Origin of the sequence: Stenotrophomonas sp. CFBP 13724, assembly GCF_014841975.1 — a bacterium.
Lineage (GTDB): Bacteria > Pseudomonadota > Gammaproteobacteria > Xanthomonadales > Xanthomonadaceae > Stenotrophomonas > Stenotrophomonas lacuserhaii.
This window is the reverse complement of the sequence record NZ_JACYUW010000001.1, coordinates 1-19,015: the sequence shown is the minus strand read 5'-3', so window position 1 is coordinate 19,015 and position 19,015 is coordinate 1. Positions and strand designations below refer to the sequence as shown.

Annotated in this window: 16 protein-coding genes; 6 read left to right on the top strand and 10 right to left on the bottom strand. The window is 67.0% G+C overall.

Features of this window, described 5'->3' with window-relative positions; all coding sequences use genetic code 11:
• Positions 1-8: 8 nt before the first annotated feature.
• The 3 genes from lpdA to IFT63_RS00070 all read right to left on the bottom strand — a co-directional run bounded on the left by lpdA (position 9) and on the right by IFT63_RS00070 (position 4,394).
• Positions 9-1,814, bottom strand: coding sequence for a dihydrolipoyl dehydrogenase (gene lpdA, locus IFT63_RS00080; protein WP_192082860.1), 1,806 nt, complete (start codon positions 1,812-1,814; stop codon positions 9-11).
• Between the two features lie 107 nt (positions 1,815-1,921).
• Positions 1,922-3,658 carry a dihydrolipoyllysine-residue acetyltransferase gene (gene aceF, locus IFT63_RS00075; RefSeq protein ID WP_192082859.1) on the bottom strand — a complete coding sequence of 579 codons (1,737 nt, stop codon included), beginning with the start codon at positions 3,656-3,658 and terminating at the stop codon, positions 1,922-1,924.
• A gap of 181 nt (positions 3,659-3,839) precedes the next feature.
• Positions 3,840-4,394: a DNA-deoxyinosine glycosylase gene (locus IFT63_RS00070; RefSeq protein ID WP_192082858.1), complete on the bottom strand. Its 555-nt coding sequence runs from the start codon at positions 4,392-4,394 to the stop codon at positions 3,840-3,842.
• A 155-nt stretch (positions 4,395-4,549) separates the two neighbouring features.
• On the opposite strand from IFT63_RS00070, the gene IFT63_RS00065 reads away from it, so the two are divergent.
• The 4 genes from IFT63_RS00065 to glpK all read left to right on the top strand — a co-directional run bounded on the left by IFT63_RS00065 (position 4,550) and on the right by glpK (position 9,271).
• Positions 4,550-5,203 carry an OmpW family outer membrane protein gene (locus IFT63_RS00065; protein WP_042614563.1) on the top strand — a complete coding sequence of 218 codons (654 nt, stop codon included), beginning with the start codon at positions 4,550-4,552 and terminating at the stop codon, positions 5,201-5,203.
• 159 nt (positions 5,204-5,362) lie between these two features.
• Entirely contained in the window at positions 5,363-6,868 is a 1,506-nt protein-coding gene (glpD, locus tag IFT63_RS00060) for a glycerol-3-phosphate dehydrogenase (RefSeq protein ID WP_192082857.1), read from the top strand.
• Between the two features lie 21 nt (positions 6,869-6,889).
• The gene (locus IFT63_RS00055; protein WP_192082856.1) at positions 6,890-7,723 is read left to right on the top strand and encodes an MIP/aquaporin family protein; all 834 of its coding nucleotides are present in this window, start codon (positions 6,890-6,892) and stop codon (positions 7,721-7,723) included.
• Positions 7,724-7,780: 57 nt separating this feature from the next.
• Positions 7,781-9,271 (top strand): glycerol kinase GlpK, encoded by a 1,491-nt coding sequence (gene glpK, locus IFT63_RS00050; RefSeq protein WP_192082855.1) that lies wholly within the window; start codon positions 7,781-7,783, stop codon positions 9,269-9,271.
• A gap of 45 nt (positions 9,272-9,316) precedes the next feature.
• Here glpK and IFT63_RS00045 read toward each other — a convergent pair whose 3' ends face one another.
• Positions 9,317-10,108, bottom strand: a complete 792-nt coding sequence (locus tag IFT63_RS00045) for a MetQ/NlpA family ABC transporter substrate-binding protein (RefSeq protein WP_042614585.1) — start codon at positions 10,106-10,108, stop codon at positions 9,317-9,319.
• A gap of 25 nt (positions 10,109-10,133) precedes the next feature.
• On the bottom strand, positions 10,134-11,099 hold the full coding sequence (locus IFT63_RS00040; RefSeq protein WP_101101229.1) for a YafY family protein: 966 nt from the start codon (positions 11,097-11,099) through the stop codon (positions 10,134-10,136).
• An 83-nt stretch (positions 11,100-11,182) separates the two neighbouring features.
• On the opposite strand from IFT63_RS00040, the gene IFT63_RS00035 reads away from it, so the two are divergent.
• Positions 11,183-11,857 (top strand): hypothetical protein, encoded by a 675-nt coding sequence (locus IFT63_RS00035; RefSeq protein ID WP_192082854.1) that lies wholly within the window; start codon positions 11,183-11,185, stop codon positions 11,855-11,857.
• Between the two features lie 100 nt (positions 11,858-11,957).
• On the top strand, positions 11,958-12,734 hold the full coding sequence (locus IFT63_RS00030) for a DUF481 domain-containing protein (RefSeq protein WP_042614557.1): 777 nt from the start codon (positions 11,958-11,960) through the stop codon (positions 12,732-12,734).
• A gap of 51 nt (positions 12,735-12,785) precedes the next feature.
• Here the strand turns inward: IFT63_RS00030 and hemC are convergent, their stop codons facing one another.
• The 5 genes from hemC to mdoH form a co-directional block, all read right to left on the bottom strand.
• Positions 12,786-13,694 (bottom strand): hydroxymethylbilane synthase, encoded by a 909-nt coding sequence (gene hemC / locus IFT63_RS00025; RefSeq protein WP_042614556.1) that lies wholly within the window; start codon positions 13,692-13,694, stop codon positions 12,786-12,788.
• A 437-nt stretch (positions 13,695-14,131) separates the two neighbouring features.
• Complete coding sequence (locus tag IFT63_RS00020) at positions 14,132-14,902, bottom strand: LytTR family DNA-binding domain-containing protein (protein ID WP_192082853.1); 771 nt, start codon at positions 14,900-14,902, stop codon at positions 14,132-14,134.
• Positions 14,871-15,914 carry a histidine kinase gene (locus IFT63_RS00015; RefSeq protein ID WP_042614445.1) on the bottom strand — a complete coding sequence of 348 codons (1,044 nt, stop codon included), beginning with the start codon at positions 15,912-15,914 and terminating at the stop codon, positions 14,871-14,873. The genes IFT63_RS00020 and IFT63_RS00015 overlap by 32 nt, the downstream gene beginning before the upstream one ends.
• 3 nt (positions 15,915-15,917) lie before the next feature.
• Complete coding sequence (locus tag IFT63_RS00010) at positions 15,918-16,577, bottom strand: alpha/beta hydrolase (protein ID WP_042614446.1); 660 nt, start codon at positions 16,575-16,577, stop codon at positions 15,918-15,920.
• A gap of 39 nt (positions 16,578-16,616) precedes the next feature.
• Positions 16,617-18,527 (bottom strand): glucans biosynthesis glucosyltransferase MdoH, encoded by a 1,911-nt coding sequence (mdoH, locus tag IFT63_RS00005; RefSeq protein WP_042614447.1) that lies wholly within the window; start codon positions 18,525-18,527, stop codon positions 16,617-16,619.
• Positions 18,528-19,015: the final 488 nt, after the last annotated feature.

Sequence of the window (19,015 nt, the reverse complement as noted above, 5' to 3'; positions counted from 1 at the left end):
CTGGCGGCTTACTTCTTCTTCGGCATGTACAGGTCGGTGATCGTGCCGTCGTAGATTTCCGATGCCATCGCCACCGATTCGCTCAGCGTCGGATGGGCATGGATGGTATGGCCGATATCCTCGGCTTCCGCGCCCATCTCGATGGCCAGTCCGATTTCCGCGAGCAGGTCGCCGGCGTGCACACCGACGATGGCGCCGCCGATGATGCGATGGGTCTCTTCGTCGAAGATCAGCTTGGTGAAACCTTCGGTGCGGCCGATGCCGATGGCACGGCCACTGGCCGCCCACGGGAACTTCGCCACGCCGACCTTCAGGCCCTTGGCCTTCGCTTCGGTTTCGGTCACGCCGACCCAGGCGATTTCCGGGTTGGTGTAGGCCACCGACGGAATCACCCGTGCGACCCATTCCTTCTTGTGCCCGGCAGCCACTTCGGCAGCCAGCTTGCCTTCATGGGTTGCCTTGTGCGCCAGCATCGGGTTGCCGACGATGTCGCCGATGGCGAAGATGTGCGGCACGTTGGTGCGCATCTGGCGGTCCACCGGAATGAAGCCGCGATCGGACACCTGCACGCCGGCATTTTCCGCACCGATCTTGCCACCGTTCGGCGAGCGGCCCACGGCCACCAGCACGCGGTCGAAAGTGCCCTGCTGCAACGCGGGGGTCTCGCCTTCCGCGGCGGCTTCGAAGGTGACCGTCACGCCCTTGGCGTCGGCACTGACGCCGGATGCCTTGGTCTTCAGGTGTACTTCGACGCCCTGCTTCTTCAGGCGGTCAGCGAGCGGCTTGACCAGGTCCTTGTCGGCGCCCGGCATCAGCTGGTCCATGAACTCCACCACGGTGACCTTGCTGCCCAGTGCGGCATACACGGTGGCCATTTCCAGGCCGATGATGCCGCCACCGACCACCAGCAACGAACCCGGCACGTCGGCCAGTTCCAGCGCATCGGTGGAGTCCATCACGCGCGGGTCGTCCCACGGGAAGTTCGGCAACTTCACCGCCTGCGAACCCGCTGCGATGATGCACTGCTGGAAGCGCAGCAGCTGGGTGCTGCCGTCTTCAGCAGTGATTTCCAGCTCATTGGCCGACACGAAGCGGCCCACGCCCTGCACGCTGCGCACCTTGCGTTGCTTGGCCATGCCGGCCAGGCCCTTGGTCAGCTGGCCGACCACCTTTTCCTTGTACTGGCGCAGCTTGTCCAGAGTGATCTTCGGCGCACCGAATTCCACGCCGAAATCGCCGGCGTGGGCGACTTCATCGATCACCGCTGCGGCATGCAGCAGGGCCTTGGACGGAATGCAGCCGACGTTGAGGCAGACGCCGCCCAGGCTGGCGTAGCGCTCCACGATGACGGTATCCAAGCCGACGTCGGCGGCACGGAACGCGGCGGTGTAGCCGCCCGGGCCGGAGCCCAGCACGACCATCGCGCATTCGATGTCGGCGGCCTTGCCGGAAGACAGCGCAGGCTTCGGCGCGACCGGCTCAGCCGGGGCGCGGTGCGACGGGGTCACCGGCGGCTTGCTGTTGGGGGCGGCAGGCGCGCTCGCCTTGGCCGGCGCGGCCGGTGCGGCGCCCTCGCCTTCGGCTTCCAGCAGCACCACCACGGCGCCTTCGGACAGCGTGTCGCCGAGTTTGACCTTCAGCTCCTTGACCACGCCGGCGGCCGAAGACGGCACTTCCAGCGTTGCCTTGTCGGACTCCAGGGTCAGCAGACCCTGGTCTTTCTTCACCGTGTCGCCAACGGCGACCAGTATTTCAATCACCGGCACATCGCTGTAATCGCCGATGTCGGGAACCTTGACTTCAATCGTGGCCATGGTGGTTTCCTTCATGCCCGCGCGGGAGGGCCGGCGGGCGTCTGCTGCAGTTCGTCACGCGGCCGCGCGCAGGGCGGCGGCCACACGGAGGGGGCTTGCCGGCTCGATCAGAGCAGTACGCGGCGCATGTCTGCCAGTACCTGCGACAGGTAGGTGGTGAAGCGTGCGGCCAGTGCGCCATCGATGACGCGGTGGTCGTAGCTCAGCGACAGCGGCAGCATCAGCTTCGGCGCGAACTCCTTGCCATTCCAGACCGGCTGGATGGATGACTTGGACACACCCAGGATCGCCACTTCCGGTGCGTTGACGATCGGGGTGAACGCGGTGCCACCGATGCCGCCCAGCGAGCTGATCGAGAAGCAGCCACCGCTCATGTCGGCCGGACCCAGCTTGCCGTCACGTGCCTTCTTGGCCAGCTCGCCACTTTCCTGCGCGATCTGCACCACGCCCTTCTTGTCGACATCGCGCACCACCGGAACGACCAGGCCGTTCGGGGTGTCGGCGGCGAAGCCGATGTTGAAGTACTTCTTCAGGGTCAGGTTCTCGCCGCTGGCATCCAGGGAGGCGTTGAACTCGGGGAACTTCTTCAGCGCCGCGGCACTGGCCTTGACCAGGAAGGCGAGCATGGTCAGCTTGATGCCGGCCTTCTCGTTTTCCTTGTTCAGCGCCACGCGCAGGGCTTCCAGATCGGTGATGTCGGCCTGTTCGAACTGGGTGACGTGCGGGATCATGGCCCAGTTGCGCGCCAGGTTCGCACCGGAAATCTTCTTGATGCGCGACAGCGGCTGGACTTCGACCTCACCGAACTTGCTGAAGTCCACCTTCGGCCAGGGCAGCAGGTTCAAGCCACCGCCGGCAGCAGCCGGCGCGGACGTGCCAGCAGCGCCGCCGCCGGTGAGTGCGGCCTTGACGAACTTCTGCACGTCGCCCTTGGTGATGCGGCCGCCCTTTTCGGTACCGCTGATCTGCAGCAGGTCCACGCCCAGTTCGCGGGCGAACACGCGCACCGCCGGGGTGGCATAGGGCACCTTGGCCGGCAGCACGCTGTCGGCGTTGAACTGCACCGGCGGGCTGGTCGGCGCCCCGGCGGACGGGGCGCTGGCGATCTCGCGGGCAGCCAGCTTGTCCGGCTGTGCCGGCACGGCGACCGGCTCGACCTTGGTGGCGGTTTCGGCCGCTTCGTTGGCTGCGGCGTTGGCCTTGGTCGGCGCCGGAGCGGCATTGGCCGCGCCTTCGGTTTCGATGATCGCCACGACCTTGCCCTGCGACAGGGTGTCACCGACCTTGACCTTGATTTCCTTGACCACGCCGGCGACCGACGAGGGCACTTCCATCGTGGCCTTGTCGCTTTCCAGCGTGACCAGGCCCTGGTCCTTCTTCACCGTGTCGCCCACAGCGACAAGGATCTCGATGACCGGGATATCCGAGTAATCGCCGATGTCCGGGACCAGCGCTTCCACCGCACCACCACCGGCGGCGGGGGCCGGGGCGGCAGCGGCCGGGGCGCTCTGCTGGGCGGCTGGCGCCGGGGCGGCGGCAGCCTGGGCCGGCGCAGGTGCGGCAGCGGCGGCGGCGGCCGGCTTGGCGGCCGGTGCGTCGCCTTCAGCGACCTCGATCAGCGCCACGACCTTGCCTTCAGACAGGTTGTCGCCGACCTTTACCTTGATCTCCTTGACCACGCCTGCGACCGACGAGGGCACTTCCATCGTCGCCTTGTCGCTTTCCAGCGTGACCAGCCCCTGGTCCTTCTTGACCGTGTCGCCGACGGCGACCAGCACCTCGATTACCGGGATATCGCTGTAGTCACCGATATCGGGGACGAGGGCTTCCTTGATTTCGGCCATGGGGATAACTCCGGCAATCTGGTGTAGGGAATCCTCTATTGTGCGGCCAGCATGGCCCCCTCGCCAACCGTTGATGGCGTTTTCAGTCCGCACTGTCCCGGGACACGCTGTTGTAGCAGGGCGCTTGCGCTGCAACGGCATGCCACCAACAGCTTCCAGTCGGTGGCGTATTGTCCCTTCACTACAGGCGCGCCAGTGACTCACCTACCGCCCGCCAGGCGTGGTGCAGCGCCGGGAGCGAGGCGGCCGCATTGGCAGGACTGGTCGAGGGCAGCGCCAGCACCGGTACGTCCAGCGGCCGCTGCAGGCCCGGAACGATGAAGCGCTGGAAGGCGCGGTGTGCGGCGGCACCATTGCACGCCACCAACTGCAGTGCCGGCAGCGTCGCCAGTACCTCCGCGATCGGATTGGGCACCTCGCTGCCGCGCACGATGTCCGCATCCAGGCTGCCCCGCCGGCGGCATCGCCCGATCACATCCCAAAGGCCGATACCGGCGTCGTTCAGCGCAGCCACCCGCGCCGCGTACGGCAGCCGCGCATCGATCCCGGCCAACAGGGACATCAACGGCCAGAAGCGGTTGCGTGGATGGGCGTAGTAACGGGCCTCGCGCAGGGACGCCACGCCCGGCATCGAACCCAGCACCAGCACACGTGTTCGCGCACCGAGCTGCGCAGCAAGCCCCACGCACAGGTCGTTTTCAGTCACATCTCGACGATCTGCATGAACATCTTCCATGCAGGACACTCTACATGGCAGTAGGCAGAACCCACGTTTTGCTGAACACACCCAACTAATTTTTAACGCGCGTCGGACTCGATTCATGTTCACGGGAATACGTTGGCTGCGCCCCGACAGGGGACCCATAACAAGAACCCCGAGGAGATTCCCCCATGCGCTCCATCCGTATCCTGAGCCTTTCCCTGCTGACCGCCGCCGCGTTTGCTCCGAGCGCCTTCGCGCAGGACTATTCGGCCACTGACAGCAGCACCGACACGGCGTCGGGCAAGCACTTCGCCGTCGTCGGCGGTGTGGCCCTGCTGCAGCCGAAGAACGATCCGGTTGAAGGCATCCGCAAGTTCGATGGCGGCCCGGCACCGACCCTGAGCCTGAGCTACTACATCAACGACAACTGGGCCGTTGAACTGTGGGGCGCAGCCGACAAGTTCAACCACCGCGTGCGCGGCGTCGGCAACGAGCGCCTGGGCACGGTGGAACAGCAGCCGATCGCACTGAGCGGCCAGTACCACTTCGGTCAGGCGGACAATGTGTTCCGTCCGTTCGTCGGCGTCGGTTACTACGAGTCGAACTTCAGCAATGAAGAGCTGACCGCGCCGGGCGTCACCGAGCACATCGGCCTGGAAACCGCCAAGGGCGCCATCGGCACCGTCGGCGTGGACATGAACATCAACTCCACCTGGTTCGCCCGCGCCGATGCGCGCTACATGCACGCACGTCCGGAAGTGAAGGTCGGCGGCGAAGGTACCGGCGCAGACGCCAAGCTGGATCCGTGGACTGTCGGTTTCGGTATCGGCGCGCGCTTCTAAGCACGTCGCAAGCACCATCGGTTTTACTGCAGCGGGCCCTTCGGGGCCCGTTGTCATTTCACCGCGCACGCGCAACGGTGCGCATGCCACATTTCCGCCAGCCGCAGTGCGCTAGGCTCGGCCCAGAGATGGCAGATGCCTGCCGGAGGGCGACCGCAGATGCTCGACATGCTGGTGGTGGGCGGTGGGATCAACGGAGCCGGGATCGCCCGCGACGCGGCGGGACGCGGGCTGGATGTCGCCCTGTGCGAACAGCACGATCTGGCCTCGCACACGTCCAGCGCGAGCTCCAAGCTCATCCATGGCGGGCTGCGCTACCTGGAACACCGCCAGTTCGGCATGGTCCGCAAGTCATTGAAAGAACGCGAGGTCCTGCTGCGGATCGCGCCGCACCTGGTGCAGCCGCTGCCCTTCGTACTGCCGCATGAGTCCCACCTTCGGCCTGCGTGGCTGATCGGCCTGGGGTTGTGGCTCTACGACCACCTGGGTGGACGATCACCGCTGCTGCCTCGATCGCGTCCACTGCGGCTGTCCAACCATCCGCTTGGCGCACCGCTGCATGATGGCCTGCGCCGTGGGTTCACCTACACCGACGCGCAGGCGCCGGACGCGCGGCTGGTGGTGCTCAATGCGATCGATGCGGCCGAGCGTGGTGCCCGCATCTGGACGCGCACGCGCTGCGAACAGGCATGGCGAGAGGCCGATGGGTGGTCGGTGGACCTGCTGGATCCGGATGGCACCCCACGCAGCGTGCGCGCGCACATGCTGGTCAATGCCACCGGTCCCTGGGCGGCAGGGTTCGTCGACGACATCAGCCTGACCCGGCGCGCGCCGTTGCGGCTGGTACAGGGCAGCCACATCGTGGTGCCTGCGCTGTACACGCATGACCATGCCTACCTGCTGCAGCAACCCGATGGCCGCATCGTGTTCGCCATTCCCTTTGAAGACCACTACACCCTCATCGGCACGACCGATGTGGACTTCGATGGCGATCCCGGCGCTGTGCACGTGGACGATGCCCAGCGTGACTATCTGTGCGCGGCGGCCAATCGCAGCTTCCGCCAGCAGACCAGCCCGCGCGACATCGTGTGGGAGTTCAGCGGGGTGCGCGCATTGCTGGACGACGCGGACGCGGAAGCCAGCACGTTGAGCCGTGATTACCGGCTGGAACTGGATGCCGGTGGCGCGCCGCTGTTGAACGTACTCGGGGGCAAACTGACCACGTATCGACGCCTGGCCGAAGAGGCGGTTGACCTGTTGGCGCGCCATGGCGGCAATGCAGCGCCTGCATGGACAGCCACCGGCGCGCCGCTGCCCGGGGCCGAACGCGGTACGCCGGCGCAGGGCGCGGCCTGGCTGGCAACGCAGTGGCCATGGCTGCCGCCAGCGCTCGCGGCGCGCTGGGCCCGCACCTATGGCGCGCGGGCCGCGTTGATCCTCGGCCAGGCCGATTCGATGGCCGCGCTCGGCACGCATTTCGGCGCTGATCTGTATGAAGCCGAAATGCGCTACCTGTGTGCGCACGAATGGGTTCGCCAGGCAGATGACGTGCTGTGGCGACGGACCCGACTGGGCCTGGCGCTGGACGCCGCGCAGCAGCATCGGCTGGCCTGCTGGCTGGACACCCACGCTGCCACCGGCCGACGCGCCGTGGGCTCTCCCTGATTGCACGATGAGGAACACCGCATGTCACCACGGCAGCTTGCAGGCGAACTGATTTCCGAGGCGGTCGCGGTGGCGATCATCATCAGCATCGGCTGCTCTGCAGCCGCCATGTACCTGTTGTACGACCCCAGCCCCTACCAGCATGCCTACTGGGGGTTGTGCATCACCTGGGGACTGGCGGTCACCGTTGCGATATACGCAACGGCGTCGGTATCGGGCACCCACGCCAATCCGGCGGTGACCCTGGCCCTTGCGCTGTATCGCGGTTTTCCGTGGTCACGCGTGCTGCCGTACTGGGCGGCGCAGGTGCTGGGCGGTTTCCTCGGCGCGGCGATCGTGCTGCTGCTGTATGGCCCGGTCATCGACCATTACAACGACCTGCACGGCATGACCCGCGCTGAAGGAGGAGCGGCCGGGGTGTTCTTCACTGCGCCGGGACTGGCGGTCACGCCGCTGCATGCGCTGCGCAACGAGGTCATCCTGACCGCGTTCCTGGTGTTTGGCATCTTCGCCATCACCGAGCGTTACAACGAAGCCGCACCGGGGGCGAACGGCGGCGCGCTGATGATCGGCCTGTTGGTGGCCTGCATCGGCGCGTCGATGGGCTATCTGGAGGGCTGGGCGCTCAATCCCGCCCGCGACTTCGGTCCGCGCGTGTTCGCCTGGCTCGCCGGCTGGGACCGCGCCGCGTTGCCGGCCGAACACCATTACTGGTGGATTCCCATCCTCGGCCCGCTGATCGGCGGCGCGCTCGGCGGGGCCGCCTACCGCTGGCTCATCCTGCCGTTCCTGCCGGCGCGCCAGCGTGCGCTGGCGGATTCCACGGTCGTTGCGAGCGAACGCGGCGCACAATGAACTCCCTGCCGCGCGCGTCGCTGCCGCAGCGTCCCACCAACCGACCAGGACACCTTCATGGAACCTGATTTCATCCTTGCCATCGACCAGGGCACCACCAGTTCGCGTGCCATCCTGTTCGACCGTGATGGTCGTATCGCGGGCAGCGCGCAACGTGAGTTCGCCCAGTTGTTCCCACAGCCCGGTTGGGTGGAACACGATCCGCGCGAGATCCTGACCAGCGTCTATACCACCCTGACCGAACTGCTCAACCAGCAGCAGGTCGATCCGCGCCGCATCGCCGGCATCGGCATCACCAACCAGCGCGAAACCACGGTCGTCTGGGACAGGGCGACCGGCCAGCCGATCCACAACGCCATCGTCTGGCAGTCGCGCCAGAGCCAGGCGATCTGTGAGCAGTTGAAGGCCGATGGCCATGAGGCGCTGATCCGCAGCCGGACCGGGCTGGTGGTGGATGCCTACTTCTCCGCCACCAAGATCCGCTGGATCCTGGACCATGTGGACGGCGCGCAGGCGCGGGCCGAACGCGGCGAACTGCTGTTCGGCACCATCGACAGCTGGCTGATCTGGAACCTCACCGGCGGCGCGGTGCACGTGACCGACATGACCAATGCCGCGCGCACGCTGCTGTTCAACATCCATACCCTGGCCTGGGACGAGGAGCTGCTGGCGCTGCTGGACATACCGCGCGCGATGCTGCCGGACGTGCGCAGCAGCAGCGAGGTGTACGGCCATACGCGGCCGCAGTTCTTCTTCGACCGGCAGATTCCCATCGCCGGCATCGCCGGTGACCAGCAGGCGGCGCTGTTCGGGCAGGCCTGTTTCGAACCGGGCATGGCCAAGAACACCTATGGCACCGGCTGCTTCATGCTGATGAACACCGGGCGCCACGCGGTCACTTCAGCCAATGGCCTGCTGACCACCATCGCGTGGAACCTCGACGGCCAGGTGGAATATGCGCTGGAAGGTTCGATCTTCGTCGCCGGTTCGGTGGTGCAGTGGCTGCGCGACGGGCTGCGCATGTTCGGCAAGTCCAGCGACTGCCAGGCCTATGCCGAACGCGTGCCCGATACCGGCGGCGTGTACCTGGTGCCGGCCTTCGTCGGGCTGGGCGCGCCGTACTGGCGCAGCGATGCGCGCGGCGCGATGTTCGGGGTGACCCGCGGCACCACCAAAGAACACTTCATCCGCGCTGCGGTGGAATCGATGGCCTACCAGACCCGCGACGTGCTGGCCGCCATGCAGGCCGACGCAGGCATCGAGTTGAAGGAACTGCGCGCCGACGGCGGGGCGATTGCCAATGACTTCATGGGGCAGTTCCAGAGCGACCTGCTGGGCGTGCCGGTGCTGCGTCCGCAGGTGGCGGAAACCACCGCGCTGGGCGCGGCCTACCTGGCCGGGCTGGCCACCGGTTTCTGGGAGAGCCGTGCGCAGATCGCGGCCCAATGGGGCGTGGACCGGCGCTTCGAGCCGACGATGTCCGCGGCCCAGCGCGAGGCGCTGTATGCGGGCTGGCAACGGGCCGTCAAGGCGGCCCTGGCGTGGTGACGCGGGGTTCCGTCAGCGCCGGGCCATGCCCGGCGGACCGATGGATCAGAACGCCGGCAGCACCGCTCCCTTGTACTTCTGCGCGATGAATTCCTTCACCTGCGGGCTGGTCAACGCCTGGGCCAGCTTCTGTACGCGCGGGTCGTCCTTGTTGTCCTGACGCGCCACCAGGAAGTTCACGTACGGCGAGTCCTTGCTTTCGATCGCCAGCGCATCCTGGGTCGGGTTCAGGCCGGCATCCAACGCGTAGTTGGTGTTGATCAGCGCCAGGTCGACCTGGTCCAGCACACGCGGCAGCATCGCCGAATCCAGCTCGCGGAACTTCAGGTTCTTCGGGTTGGCGATGATGTCGCGCTGGGTGGCCAGCGCGTTCTTCGGGTCCTGCAGCTGGATGACCCCGGCGTTGTGCAGCAGGATCAGCGCGCGGCTGTTGTTGCTGGGATCATTGGGGATCACCACGTCGGCGCCTTCGCGCAGTTCGTCCAGCGACTTGACCTTGCGCGAATAGGCGCCGAAGGGCTCGATGTGCACGCCGGCAACGGTCACCAGCCCGGACTTGCGATCCCGGTTGTACGCGTCCAGGTAGGGCTCGGTCTGGAAGTAATTGACGTCCACCTGCTTCTGCACCAGCTGGTCGTTGGGCTGCACGTAGTCGTTGAACACGCGCACATCCAGGTCGACACCCTGCTCCTTCAGCATCGGCTTGACCACCTCGAGGATCTCCGCGTGCGGCACCGCCGTGGCGGCCACGATCAGCTTCTGCGAGGGTTCGCCGGATTTGCCACAGGCGGCCAGGGCCACGGCAGCGAACAGGGACAACAACAGGGACTTCTTCATCATGGGAGGGTCTCGGGGGAGAGGGTCATTCGTAATTGCTGAGGGCCAGGGCAAGCAGGCTCTTGGCCTGTTCGCGCAGCATCACCGGTTCGATGATCTCGGCATCGGAACCGTAATGCAGCACATCCATCAGCAATTCGCGGGAAACACTGTAGGGCACCTTCAGTTCATAGCGCCCATCGGCCAGGTAACGGCCCTGCTGGTTGGCGTGCCAGTGCTCGTCGGCCACCCATCGGGCGGCCTTGGCGCTGAACAGGATCGTCGCCCAGCCTTTCGGGGCGCCGGAGAAGATGCCATAGCTGGCACCCAGCTGGGCGTCCAGCACGGTGTCATCGACATCGGTGGCCGGCGCATCGATCACCCGTGCCTTGTTGATGCGGTCCACGGCGAAACTGCGCAGGGCATCGCGGTCGTGGTCCCAGGCATCCAGGTACCAGTTGTCGCGGTAGTGGGTCAGGCGCTGGGGCGATACCGTGCGGCGGGTGGCCTCGTCGGTGGACCGCGCGCGATATTCGAACGCCAGTTGGCGGCGTTCCAGCACCGCCGACGCCACGCTGCGGAAGCTGCCTTCGTCGAACTTGCGCACCCGGTGCGGAATCACCCGGACCCGGTCCACCGGCCAGCTGGAAACGCCGGCCTGGGCCGCCAACAGGCCTTCGATGCGCTGCTGCAGCGGGGCCAGCACCGAGGACAGCACGCCACCACCGGTGCGTGCGAGCAGGTGCTGGGAGGCCAGCAACGCGTGCAGTTCCTCCGAACTCAGCCACAGCCCGGGCAGCTCGAAGCGATCGCTTTCATCGGCCATGTAGCGGAAGCCCGCCTCGCCGTCGCCTTCGATCGGTGCCATCAGCGCATCACGCAGGAAGGCCAGGTCGCGGTAGACCGTGGCACGGGAACAGCCAAGCTTGTCCTGCAGCGTCGCCACCGTGACCGGATAGCGGGCAGACTTGAGCAGACGATGCAGGGCAGTGATGCGTTCGTATCGGTCCATGACCCCGATTATGTCCGACTCGCGGCCATTGTGGCGGCCATGATCGGCTATCGTGTCGATCCCCACGCCTCGGCCTGCCCCGCATGCGCCTGCTTCCCTGCTTCTCCCTGGTCCTGGCTGCCGCGCTGCTGGTGGGTTGCGAACACCCCACCCCGCCGCCGGCCAGCGTGCCATTGGCTGATGCCGCGCACCCGGCGGCAACGCCGGCGGCGGACCCAGCGTCGGCCGTGCTGGAGGCCAGCCGACGTTTCGCCAGCCTGCGCAGCTTCCACGCCGAGATGACACTGCACGGCGCACAGGCGGGCCAGGTGGTCCGCAGCGGCATGGACTTCGTGGCCCCGGACCGCTATCGGCTGGACACACCGGCCGGCGTGCAGACGATCATCGGCGACACCTTCTTCCTGCAGGCGGAGGGCCGCATGCAGCAGGTGCCGCTGCCGGCCGGCACGCTGGAACAATGGCGCAGCCCGTTGCCCTCCGAAGCGAGCTTGCAGGACCTGCAGGTGGACGACCGTGGGCCGGCCGACATCGACGGCACGGCCACGCGCGTGTACCGGATCGACGGCCCGGCCGGCAGCGGCGAGACGCTGCAGTACTGGATCGGCGGCGACGGGCTTCCGCGGCAGATCCAGCGCGATGGCTTCAACAAGCAGCAGCCCTACCGGATCACCCTGCGCTATTCCCGTTTGAATGATCCAACGCTGCAGGTTCCGCCACCGGGGGACGCAGCTCCCTCTGTCCTGAATGGGGATTTGTAGAAACGCCGACTGAAGCGCGGCGTCGTCTGCGGTCGAGGCAGCGAGGGGTTAACGCTATCATCACGCACTGCGTTCGATCCCCGCCCCCGGAGAATTCCTGATGTCCCTGCGTGTTTCCCTGCTGGTTCCGTTGTTGCTGGCCGCTCCTGCGGCATTCGCCCAGGACCCCGCCGAACTGGCGGCGATGACCTCTCCGTGGAGTGGCAGCGGCGGTGAACTGGGCTTCGCTTCTGCACGCGGCAACAGCACCACCGAGAGCGCCAACGGTCGCCTGCGCCTGCGCTACACCGATGACGACTGGGTGCACAGCATGGACCTGTTCGGCCTGCGTTCGCGTTCGGAATCGATCCAGACCAACGACGACGGCACCGAAAGCAAGGTCAGCAACACCACCGCCAACCGCTACACCGGCAGTGCCGGCAGCGCGTTGCAACTGGGCGAACACCGCCAGATCACCGCCACGGTCCGTTACGAGCGCGACGATTTCGCCACCTACGATCGGCAGAGCTCGTTCGGTCTGGGTTACGGCACCCGGCTGTGGGGCAATGACCGCTTCTCGCTGGACGCCCAGGTCGGCCCCGGTGTGCGCCGCACCCACAGCACCGAAGACGATCAGACCCGCACCGGCCTGATCGGTCGTGGCTTCTTCGACATCAAGTATTCGCTGACCCCCAACACCGACCTGGTCAACACGTTGCTGGTCGAATCGGGTTCGTACAACACCTTCGCGCAGAACGATTTCGGCGTGTCGGTGAGCATGAACGAACATCTCGCGTTGAAGGCCGCCTGGCAGGCGCGCCACAACAGCGACGTGGCCGACGACAAGCAGAAGACCGACACGCTGACCACCATGAACGTGGTCTACAAGTTCAAATAAGGCGACCGCACTCCCCGGTAGTGCCGACCTTGGTCGGCACTACGCCCGGCGCTACACCAGCAGTTCGCCTGCCCCGCCATCGAGCAGCAGCTGCGCCACGGTCCTGCCCAGCGCCTCGGGATCCGTGCCGGGGCCCACGGCTTCGGCACGCACCGCACTGCCATCGGCCACGCCGCCAACCAGCCCCTGCAGGTGCAGGTCCTCGCCCTGCCACTGCGCGATCGCCGCCACCGGTACATGGCAGCTGCCATGCAACGTGCGATTCATCGCCCGCTCGGCCTCCACGCAGCTGCGGGTGCGCGCGTCGTCCAGCGCGGCGAACAAGCGCAGCAGCTCGGCATTGCCGCCATCGCATTCCACCGCCACCGCCCCCTGCGCCGGTGCCGGCAGCCAGTGCGGCGGCTGCAGGCGTGCCACGATGCGCTGCCCCAGTCCCAGCCGCTCCAGTCCCGCCACGGCCAGCACGATGGCGTCGTAGCCGCCGTTGTCCAGCTTGGCCAGGCGGGTATTGACGTTGCCACGCAGGTCCAGCAGTTCCAGGTCCGGGCGCAGCGCGCGCAACTGGGCCTGGCGGCGCAGCGAGGAGGTCCCCACGCGCGCGCCCAGCGGCAGTGCATCCAGTGAGGCATACAGATTGGAAACGAAGCCGTCGGCCGGGTCATGCCGCGGCAGGATCGCCGACAGCACGAACGGCGCGTCGAGTTCCATCGGCACATCCTTCAGCGAATGCACCGCGCAGTCCGCTTCGCCGCGCAGCATCGCCAGCTCCAGCTCTTTCAGGAACAGGCCCTTGCCGCCGATGGCGGCCAGCGAGCGGTCCAGCACTTCGTCGCCGCGGGTGCTCATCGGTATCAGTTCGACATGCAGGCCGGGGTGGGCGTGGCGAAGCCGGTCAGCGACGTATTCGCTCTGCCAGAGGGCGAGCGGGCTCTTGCGGGTGGCGATGCGCAGGGTATCCATGCGGTCATTATCGCGCATCGGGATGGGGGGCGAACGGGTGGAGCCCCCTCGTGGCGGGCTGCTGCGAAAAGCAGGCTGCGTGCTTGGCGCCGGGTGGTGGGGCCGGTCGGGGGACGGCAAAAACTGCGTCCATGCGGGCCTCGTTTCGCGCCATCCATGGCGCTCAACGCCCCCGCCCAGCCCCACCACCCGGCACCGTGACAGGTTCCGGTAGCCGCCCGCCACGTAATGAAAGAAGGAAAAGCGGTAGCGCCGCATGTCCAAGGCCGCCATGGACCTGTCGAAGGTGGGGCGGGGTGGCTGTGCAGGACCGTCTTTTCGCATGGGTGCGAAAAGCGAGCCTCCATGGACGGATTCACGGCGTGTCCTGCACAGCCACCCCGCCCCGCCAACACACAGCCCTGCAGCTTTTGCCGTTGATAGTGATGTCGACGTTCTTACAGGTGACGCAGATCCTGCCGCAGGGTCGCCACGCAGCGGCGACTTACCTCCAACGGCTGCTTGCCATGCCGCAGTACCGCCTGCACCTGCCCGGCCGTGCCGCGGCGCAGTTCGATCAGCTCGTGGCGGGCCACCAGGCAATTGCGGTGGATGCGCACGAAACGGGCAACGAACTCTTCTTCCAGCGACTTCAGCGATTCCTCTATCAGGTCTTCGCCACGTGCATGGTGGACCACCACGTACTTTTCCTCGGCCTGGAGGTAGTGGATGTCCTCCACCGGAATCAGACGCAGGCCGCCGCGCAGGCGCGCGCACAACACCGTGCGCGCACGGCCATCGCCATTGCCCTGCGAGTCACCGCGCCCGGCCAGGAAAACACGCGCCCGCTCGATCGCCGCCGCCAGCCGTTCCGGCCGCACCGGCTTCATCAGGTAATCGATCGCCGCCGCTTCAAAGGCCGACAACGCATGTGCATCGTAGGCGGTGCAGAACACCACCGCCGGGCGCGGTTCGAAGGTCGCAAGATGCCGCGCGGTCTCCAGTCCATCCAGCCCGGGCATGGCGATATCCAGCAGTACCAGGTCCGGCTGCAGCTCCGCACAGGCGTGCAGCGCCTGCTCGCCATTGGCCGCTTCGGCCACTACGGAGACATCGGGAAGATCGGCCAGCAGCGACTGCAGGCGCTCGCGCGCCAGCGGTTCGTCATCTGCGATCACTACCCTCACGGCGCTCCCCTCATCGAACCGGTATGGCGATGCGGCATTCATAGTAGCCCCCGCTCCAGCCTGCCGTCATCCGCGCGGCCGGACCGAAGCGCCATGCCAGCCGGTGGGCGATGTTGTGCAGGGCATGCCCGGTACCGCGTGACAGCGACAAGGCCGGTGCGCTGGGGTCCGGTGCCGGATTGCGGATCAGGATCTGCAGCACGGCGTCCACGCAGGCCAGTTCCAGTTCGATCAGGCCGCCTTCGGGCAGTCGCGATATGCCGTGCAGTACCGCGTTTTCGACCAGCGGCTGCAGCACCAGCCGCGGCATCGGCTGCTGCCAGGGCAGTTCGGCAGGTCGCTGCCAGCGTACCTGCAGACGTTCGCCCAGCCGCAGCGATTCAATGGACAGGTACCGCTCGGCCAGCTCGCATTCTTCGTGCAACGTCGAATCGCCCTCGCCCGCACCCAATGCGGCGCGGAACAGGTCGGACAGGTCGAGCACCGCGCGTTCGGCCACCACCGCATCGCGCCGTACCAGGCTGGCGATGAGGTTCATGCTGTTGAACAGGAAATGCGGGCGGATGCGTGCCTGCAGGGCATCGGCCTCAGCACGGGCCTGTGCCTGCACCTGCGCCGCCCAGCGGTCACTGACATAGAAGTAGCGCAGCGCCACCGCGCTGATCAGTGCGGTGGTGGCCGCACTGCCCAGGGTGAAGCGCCAGAAGCCGATGCCGTTGGCGAAGTCATCGCCGAGTGCCGCATACAGGGCATGGATGATGCCCGCGCCGATCACCGCGATCACCGCCGTCAGCGCGATGGCCGCCACCGATCCCGGTAGCGCAGGCAGGCTCGAAAGCAGCTTGCGCAGCCCACACAGCGCCACGGTAACTGCCAGCGCCAGCCACAGCGCAAAACCACTGGCCGACAGCAACCGGCCCAGGCTCCAGTGGCGTCCGTCGTCAGGCGCCAGCGCCAGCACCACCACCACCAGCAACGCCAGGCCGCACATCGCGGCAAGCCGCGGCAGGCGGCACAGCTCGGGCATCCAGGGCGTGGCGGCAGGCGTGCTCATGCGTCAGCCAGCCTGCAGGCGGGTCTGCAGCCAGTCAGCGAGTGCGTTGATCTCTTCGCCACACACCTGGTGGGCCATCGGATAGGACTGCCACTGCACCTCCACGCCCAGCGTGCGCAGCGTGGCGGCGGTGTGTTCGGCCACCTGCAGGGGAATCACCGGATCCTGCGTGCCGTGCGCCATGAACACCGGCACCTGCACGGCGCCATCGATGCGCGCGGCGGTCTCGGCTTCGGGCAGGTAGGTGGACAGGGCGATCAGCCCGGCCAGCGGTGCGGTACGTTGCAGGGCAGCGGTCAGGATCACCGCCCCGCCCTGCGAGAAGCCCGCCAGGAAGATGCGCTCGGCCGGAATGCCACGGTCGATCTCGCGCTGGATCAGCGCATCCAGTTCAACCACCGAAGCACGCACACCGTCCATGTCCGCACGCGAACGGAAGTCCATGCCGACGATGTCGTACCAGCCGCGCATCGGCACGCCGTTGTTGATGGTGATCGGACGCACCGGCGCATGCGGGAACACGAAGCGCAGCGCGGGCCAGCCCGGTCGCACCAGCTCGGGCACGATCGGGGCGAAGTCGTTGCCGTCCGCACCCAGTCCATGCAGCCAGATGACTGCCCATTGCGGCGATGCGCCGGTTTCCTGTTCCACCGTCTGCAGCATGTTGCGGCTCCTCTGTATCGAAGCCGCATTATGCGCGACTCAGTACAGCGGCGGCTTTGCCAGCGCTTCGCGGCGCAACTGCGCGGCACGCACCAGCACCTGCGGCGGGTCGCGTTCTTCGGGGATGTCCATCAGCTTCAACCGGCGCAGCCAGCTGCCCGGGCCGCGTGAGGACGTCAGCGCCACCACCGGGATGGACAGCATCATGCCGATCACCACCGGGGCCATCCAGGCCGCCAGCGCCGGCGAAACCGCCCAGGCCAGCACGCCCATGAAGGCGCCGAACAGGCTCAGCCCGCCGTAGGCCTTGACCAGTGCGAACCAGTCCACGCGGCCATCGTCACGCTGCTGGGCATCCCAGCCCGAATCCTTGCCCGCCAGCACTTCAGCCACGCCACGCGACTGCACGTACATCACCACCGGGGCCATCAGCGCGGCCAGCACGGTTTCCAGCAGCATGGCGATGAACATCCGCACCGCCCCGCCACAGCCGCGACGGCAGGCCGGTTCCAGCAGGGTGGCCAGGTAGCCGAGGATCTTCGGCATCAGCAGCACGCCCATGGTCACCGCGAACAGCCGCACCACGTGGGTTTCGTCCTGGGTGCGCCAGTAGACACTGGGCGAAAGATGCAGCACGCCGTTGAGGTCGATACCCTCCTGGAACAGCGGGATGGCGATGCCGATCAGCATCAGCATCGCCCACATCGGGGCGGTGAAATAATGGCCGATGCCGATCAGCATGTGCACCCGGCTGATCCAGTGCAGGCCGCGGCTGCCGACGATCTTGCCGTGCTGCAGGTTGCCCTGGCACCAGCGGCGGTCGCGCACCATCATGTCGGTCAGCGTCGGCGGGCCTTCTTCGTAGCTGCCTTTCAGGTAGGGCACCATGTGCGCGGCCCAGCCACCGCGACGCATCAGCGCTGCTTCCACGAAGTCGTGGCTGAGCACGTGGCCACCGAAGGGCTCATGCCCGGGCAGCGCGGGCAGGCCGGCGTTCTCGGCGAAGGCCACGGTGCGGATGATCGCGTTGTGGCCCCAGTAATTGCTTTCCGCGCCGTGCCACCACGCCACGCCGCGGGCGATCACCGGGCCGTACACGCGGCCGCCGAACTGCTGCATGCGCGAGAACAGCGTGCGGCCACCGACCACCACCGGCAGGGTCTGGATGATGCCCACGTCCGGGTTGTGTTCCATGCCGGCGGCGAGGCGGACGATGGTGTCCCCGGTCATCAGGCTGTCGGCGTCCAGGATCAGCATCTGCGGATAGTCGCCACCGAAACGGCGCACCCAGTCGGCGATGTTGCCGGCCTTGCGCCCGCCGTTGTCGGCGCGGCGGCGATAGAACAGATGGTCGTGCGCATCCAGGGTTTCGCGCAGTTCGGCGAATACCTGCTCTTCGGCATGCGAAATGTCTTCGCGGCGCGTATCGCTGAGCACGTAGAAATCGAAGTTGGCCAGTTGGCCGGTGGCCGCCACCGATTCGTAGATCGCCTGCAGGCCGGCCAGCAGCCGCCGCGGGTCTTCGTTGTAGGTGGGCATCAGCAACGCGGTACGCGTATGCAGCTGCGGCAGCGGCTCGTCCGGGTCGATGCCCAGCCGGTAGCCACGATCGAACACCGCGGTCAGGAAGCCGGCCACGGCACTGGCGAAGGCCAGCGCGATCCAGCCGAACAGGCCGACGAACAGCACCAGCAGGCAGGCCTCCAGCACGCTGACCCCGTTCGGCGACAGTACCCGCCACATCATCACGGTGGCCGCAGCGGTCATCAGCGCGGTGCCACCGAACAGGTAGGCCCGGCGCAGCCCGATCAGGCGCGGCGAGGTACGGTGGCGGCGGATCTTCAGCTCGCCCCGGTGCAGTTCCTGTTCGGGCATGGGCAGCGGCGAGCCGCCATCGGGCAGCATCGCCAGGCCTGCATCAAGCCGGACGCGGGGGGGGGTCTCAGTCATCCAGGTTACCTCGCGTCAACGCGCAGGCCTGCCGTGCTGCCTGCGCAACACGATCCATCCCACGCATCCCCGTTCCGCACATCGCGCTTCAGGGCCCGCAACCGATCTCTCTCATTACAGGAGCCCACGAATCGCTCACCCGGTAGATTCAAAAAAATTGCGCCTCAGTCTAGGTCGCTGCGTGTAAGCCGAGCGCGAAGGGGTCTCGCTGGGGTTTCCCCCCATTCAGGATAAACCGCGGCACGCGCTGACGCACTCCCCCTGAAGATGGATGATAATGATAACAGTTACCATTTGAGAGGGTGGGGCAGGCCGTGCCGTAGCGCCCACGGCATGACGACTTGATCGGGGGTGACGACCGTTGGCCGTCATCGCCTCCATCACGCGCGGGTCAGCGCGACAGTACGGCCTGGCGTTCGGCGATATCGGCGTCGGCCGCGCGCCGGGCGCGCTCCATCGCCACCGCGATCTGCTGGCGGGCGAGCAGG

Coding starts and splice junctions, on each gene's coding strand:
- mdoH (WP_042614447.1), bottom strand. CDS start 18,527: ATGACTGAGACCCCCCCCCGCGTCCGGCTTGATGCAGGCCTGGCGATG.
- IFT63_RS00040 (WP_101101229.1), bottom strand. CDS start 11,099: ATGGACCGATACGAACGCATCACTGCCCTGCATCGTCTGCTCAAGTCT.
- IFT63_RS00055 (WP_192082856.1), top strand. CDS start 6,890: ATGTCACCACGGCAGCTTGCAGGCGAACTGATTTCCGAGGCGGTCGCG.
- IFT63_RS00030 (WP_042614557.1), top strand. CDS start 11,958: ATGTCCCTGCGTGTTTCCCTGCTGGTTCCGTTGTTGCTGGCCGCTCCT.
- hemC (WP_042614556.1), bottom strand. CDS start 13,694: ATGGATACCCTGCGCATCGCCACCCGCAAGAGCCCGCTCGCCCTCTGG.
- aceF (WP_192082859.1), bottom strand. CDS start 3,658: ATGGCCGAAATCAAGGAAGCCCTCGTCCCCGATATCGGTGACTACAGC.
- IFT63_RS00070 (WP_192082858.1), bottom strand. CDS start 4,394: ATGGAAGATGTTCATGCAGATCGTCGAGATGTGACTGAAAACGACCTG.
- glpK (WP_192082855.1), top strand. CDS start 7,781: ATGGAACCTGATTTCATCCTTGCCATCGACCAGGGCACCACCAGTTCG.
- IFT63_RS00015 (WP_042614445.1), bottom strand. CDS start 15,914: ATGAGCACGCCTGCCGCCACGCCCTGGATGCCCGAGCTGTGCCGCCTG.
- IFT63_RS00035 (WP_192082854.1), top strand. CDS start 11,183: ATGCGCCTGCTTCCCTGCTTCTCCCTGGTCCTGGCTGCCGCGCTGCTG.
- lpdA (WP_192082860.1), bottom strand. CDS start 1,814: ATGGCCACGATTGAAGTCAAGGTTCCCGACATCGGCGATTACAGCGAT.
- glpD (WP_192082857.1), top strand. CDS start 5,363: ATGCTCGACATGCTGGTGGTGGGCGGTGGGATCAACGGAGCCGGGATC.
- IFT63_RS00020 (WP_192082853.1), bottom strand. CDS start 14,902: ATGAATGCCGCATCGCCATACCGGTTCGATGAGGGGAGCGCCGTGAGG.
- IFT63_RS00065 (WP_042614563.1), top strand. CDS start 4,550: ATGCGCTCCATCCGTATCCTGAGCCTTTCCCTGCTGACCGCCGCCGCG.
- IFT63_RS00045 (WP_042614585.1), bottom strand. CDS start 10,108: ATGAAGAAGTCCCTGTTGTTGTCCCTGTTCGCTGCCGTGGCCCTGGCC.
- IFT63_RS00010 (WP_042614446.1), bottom strand. CDS start 16,577: ATGCTGCAGACGGTGGAACAGGAAACCGGCGCATCGCCGCAATGGGCA.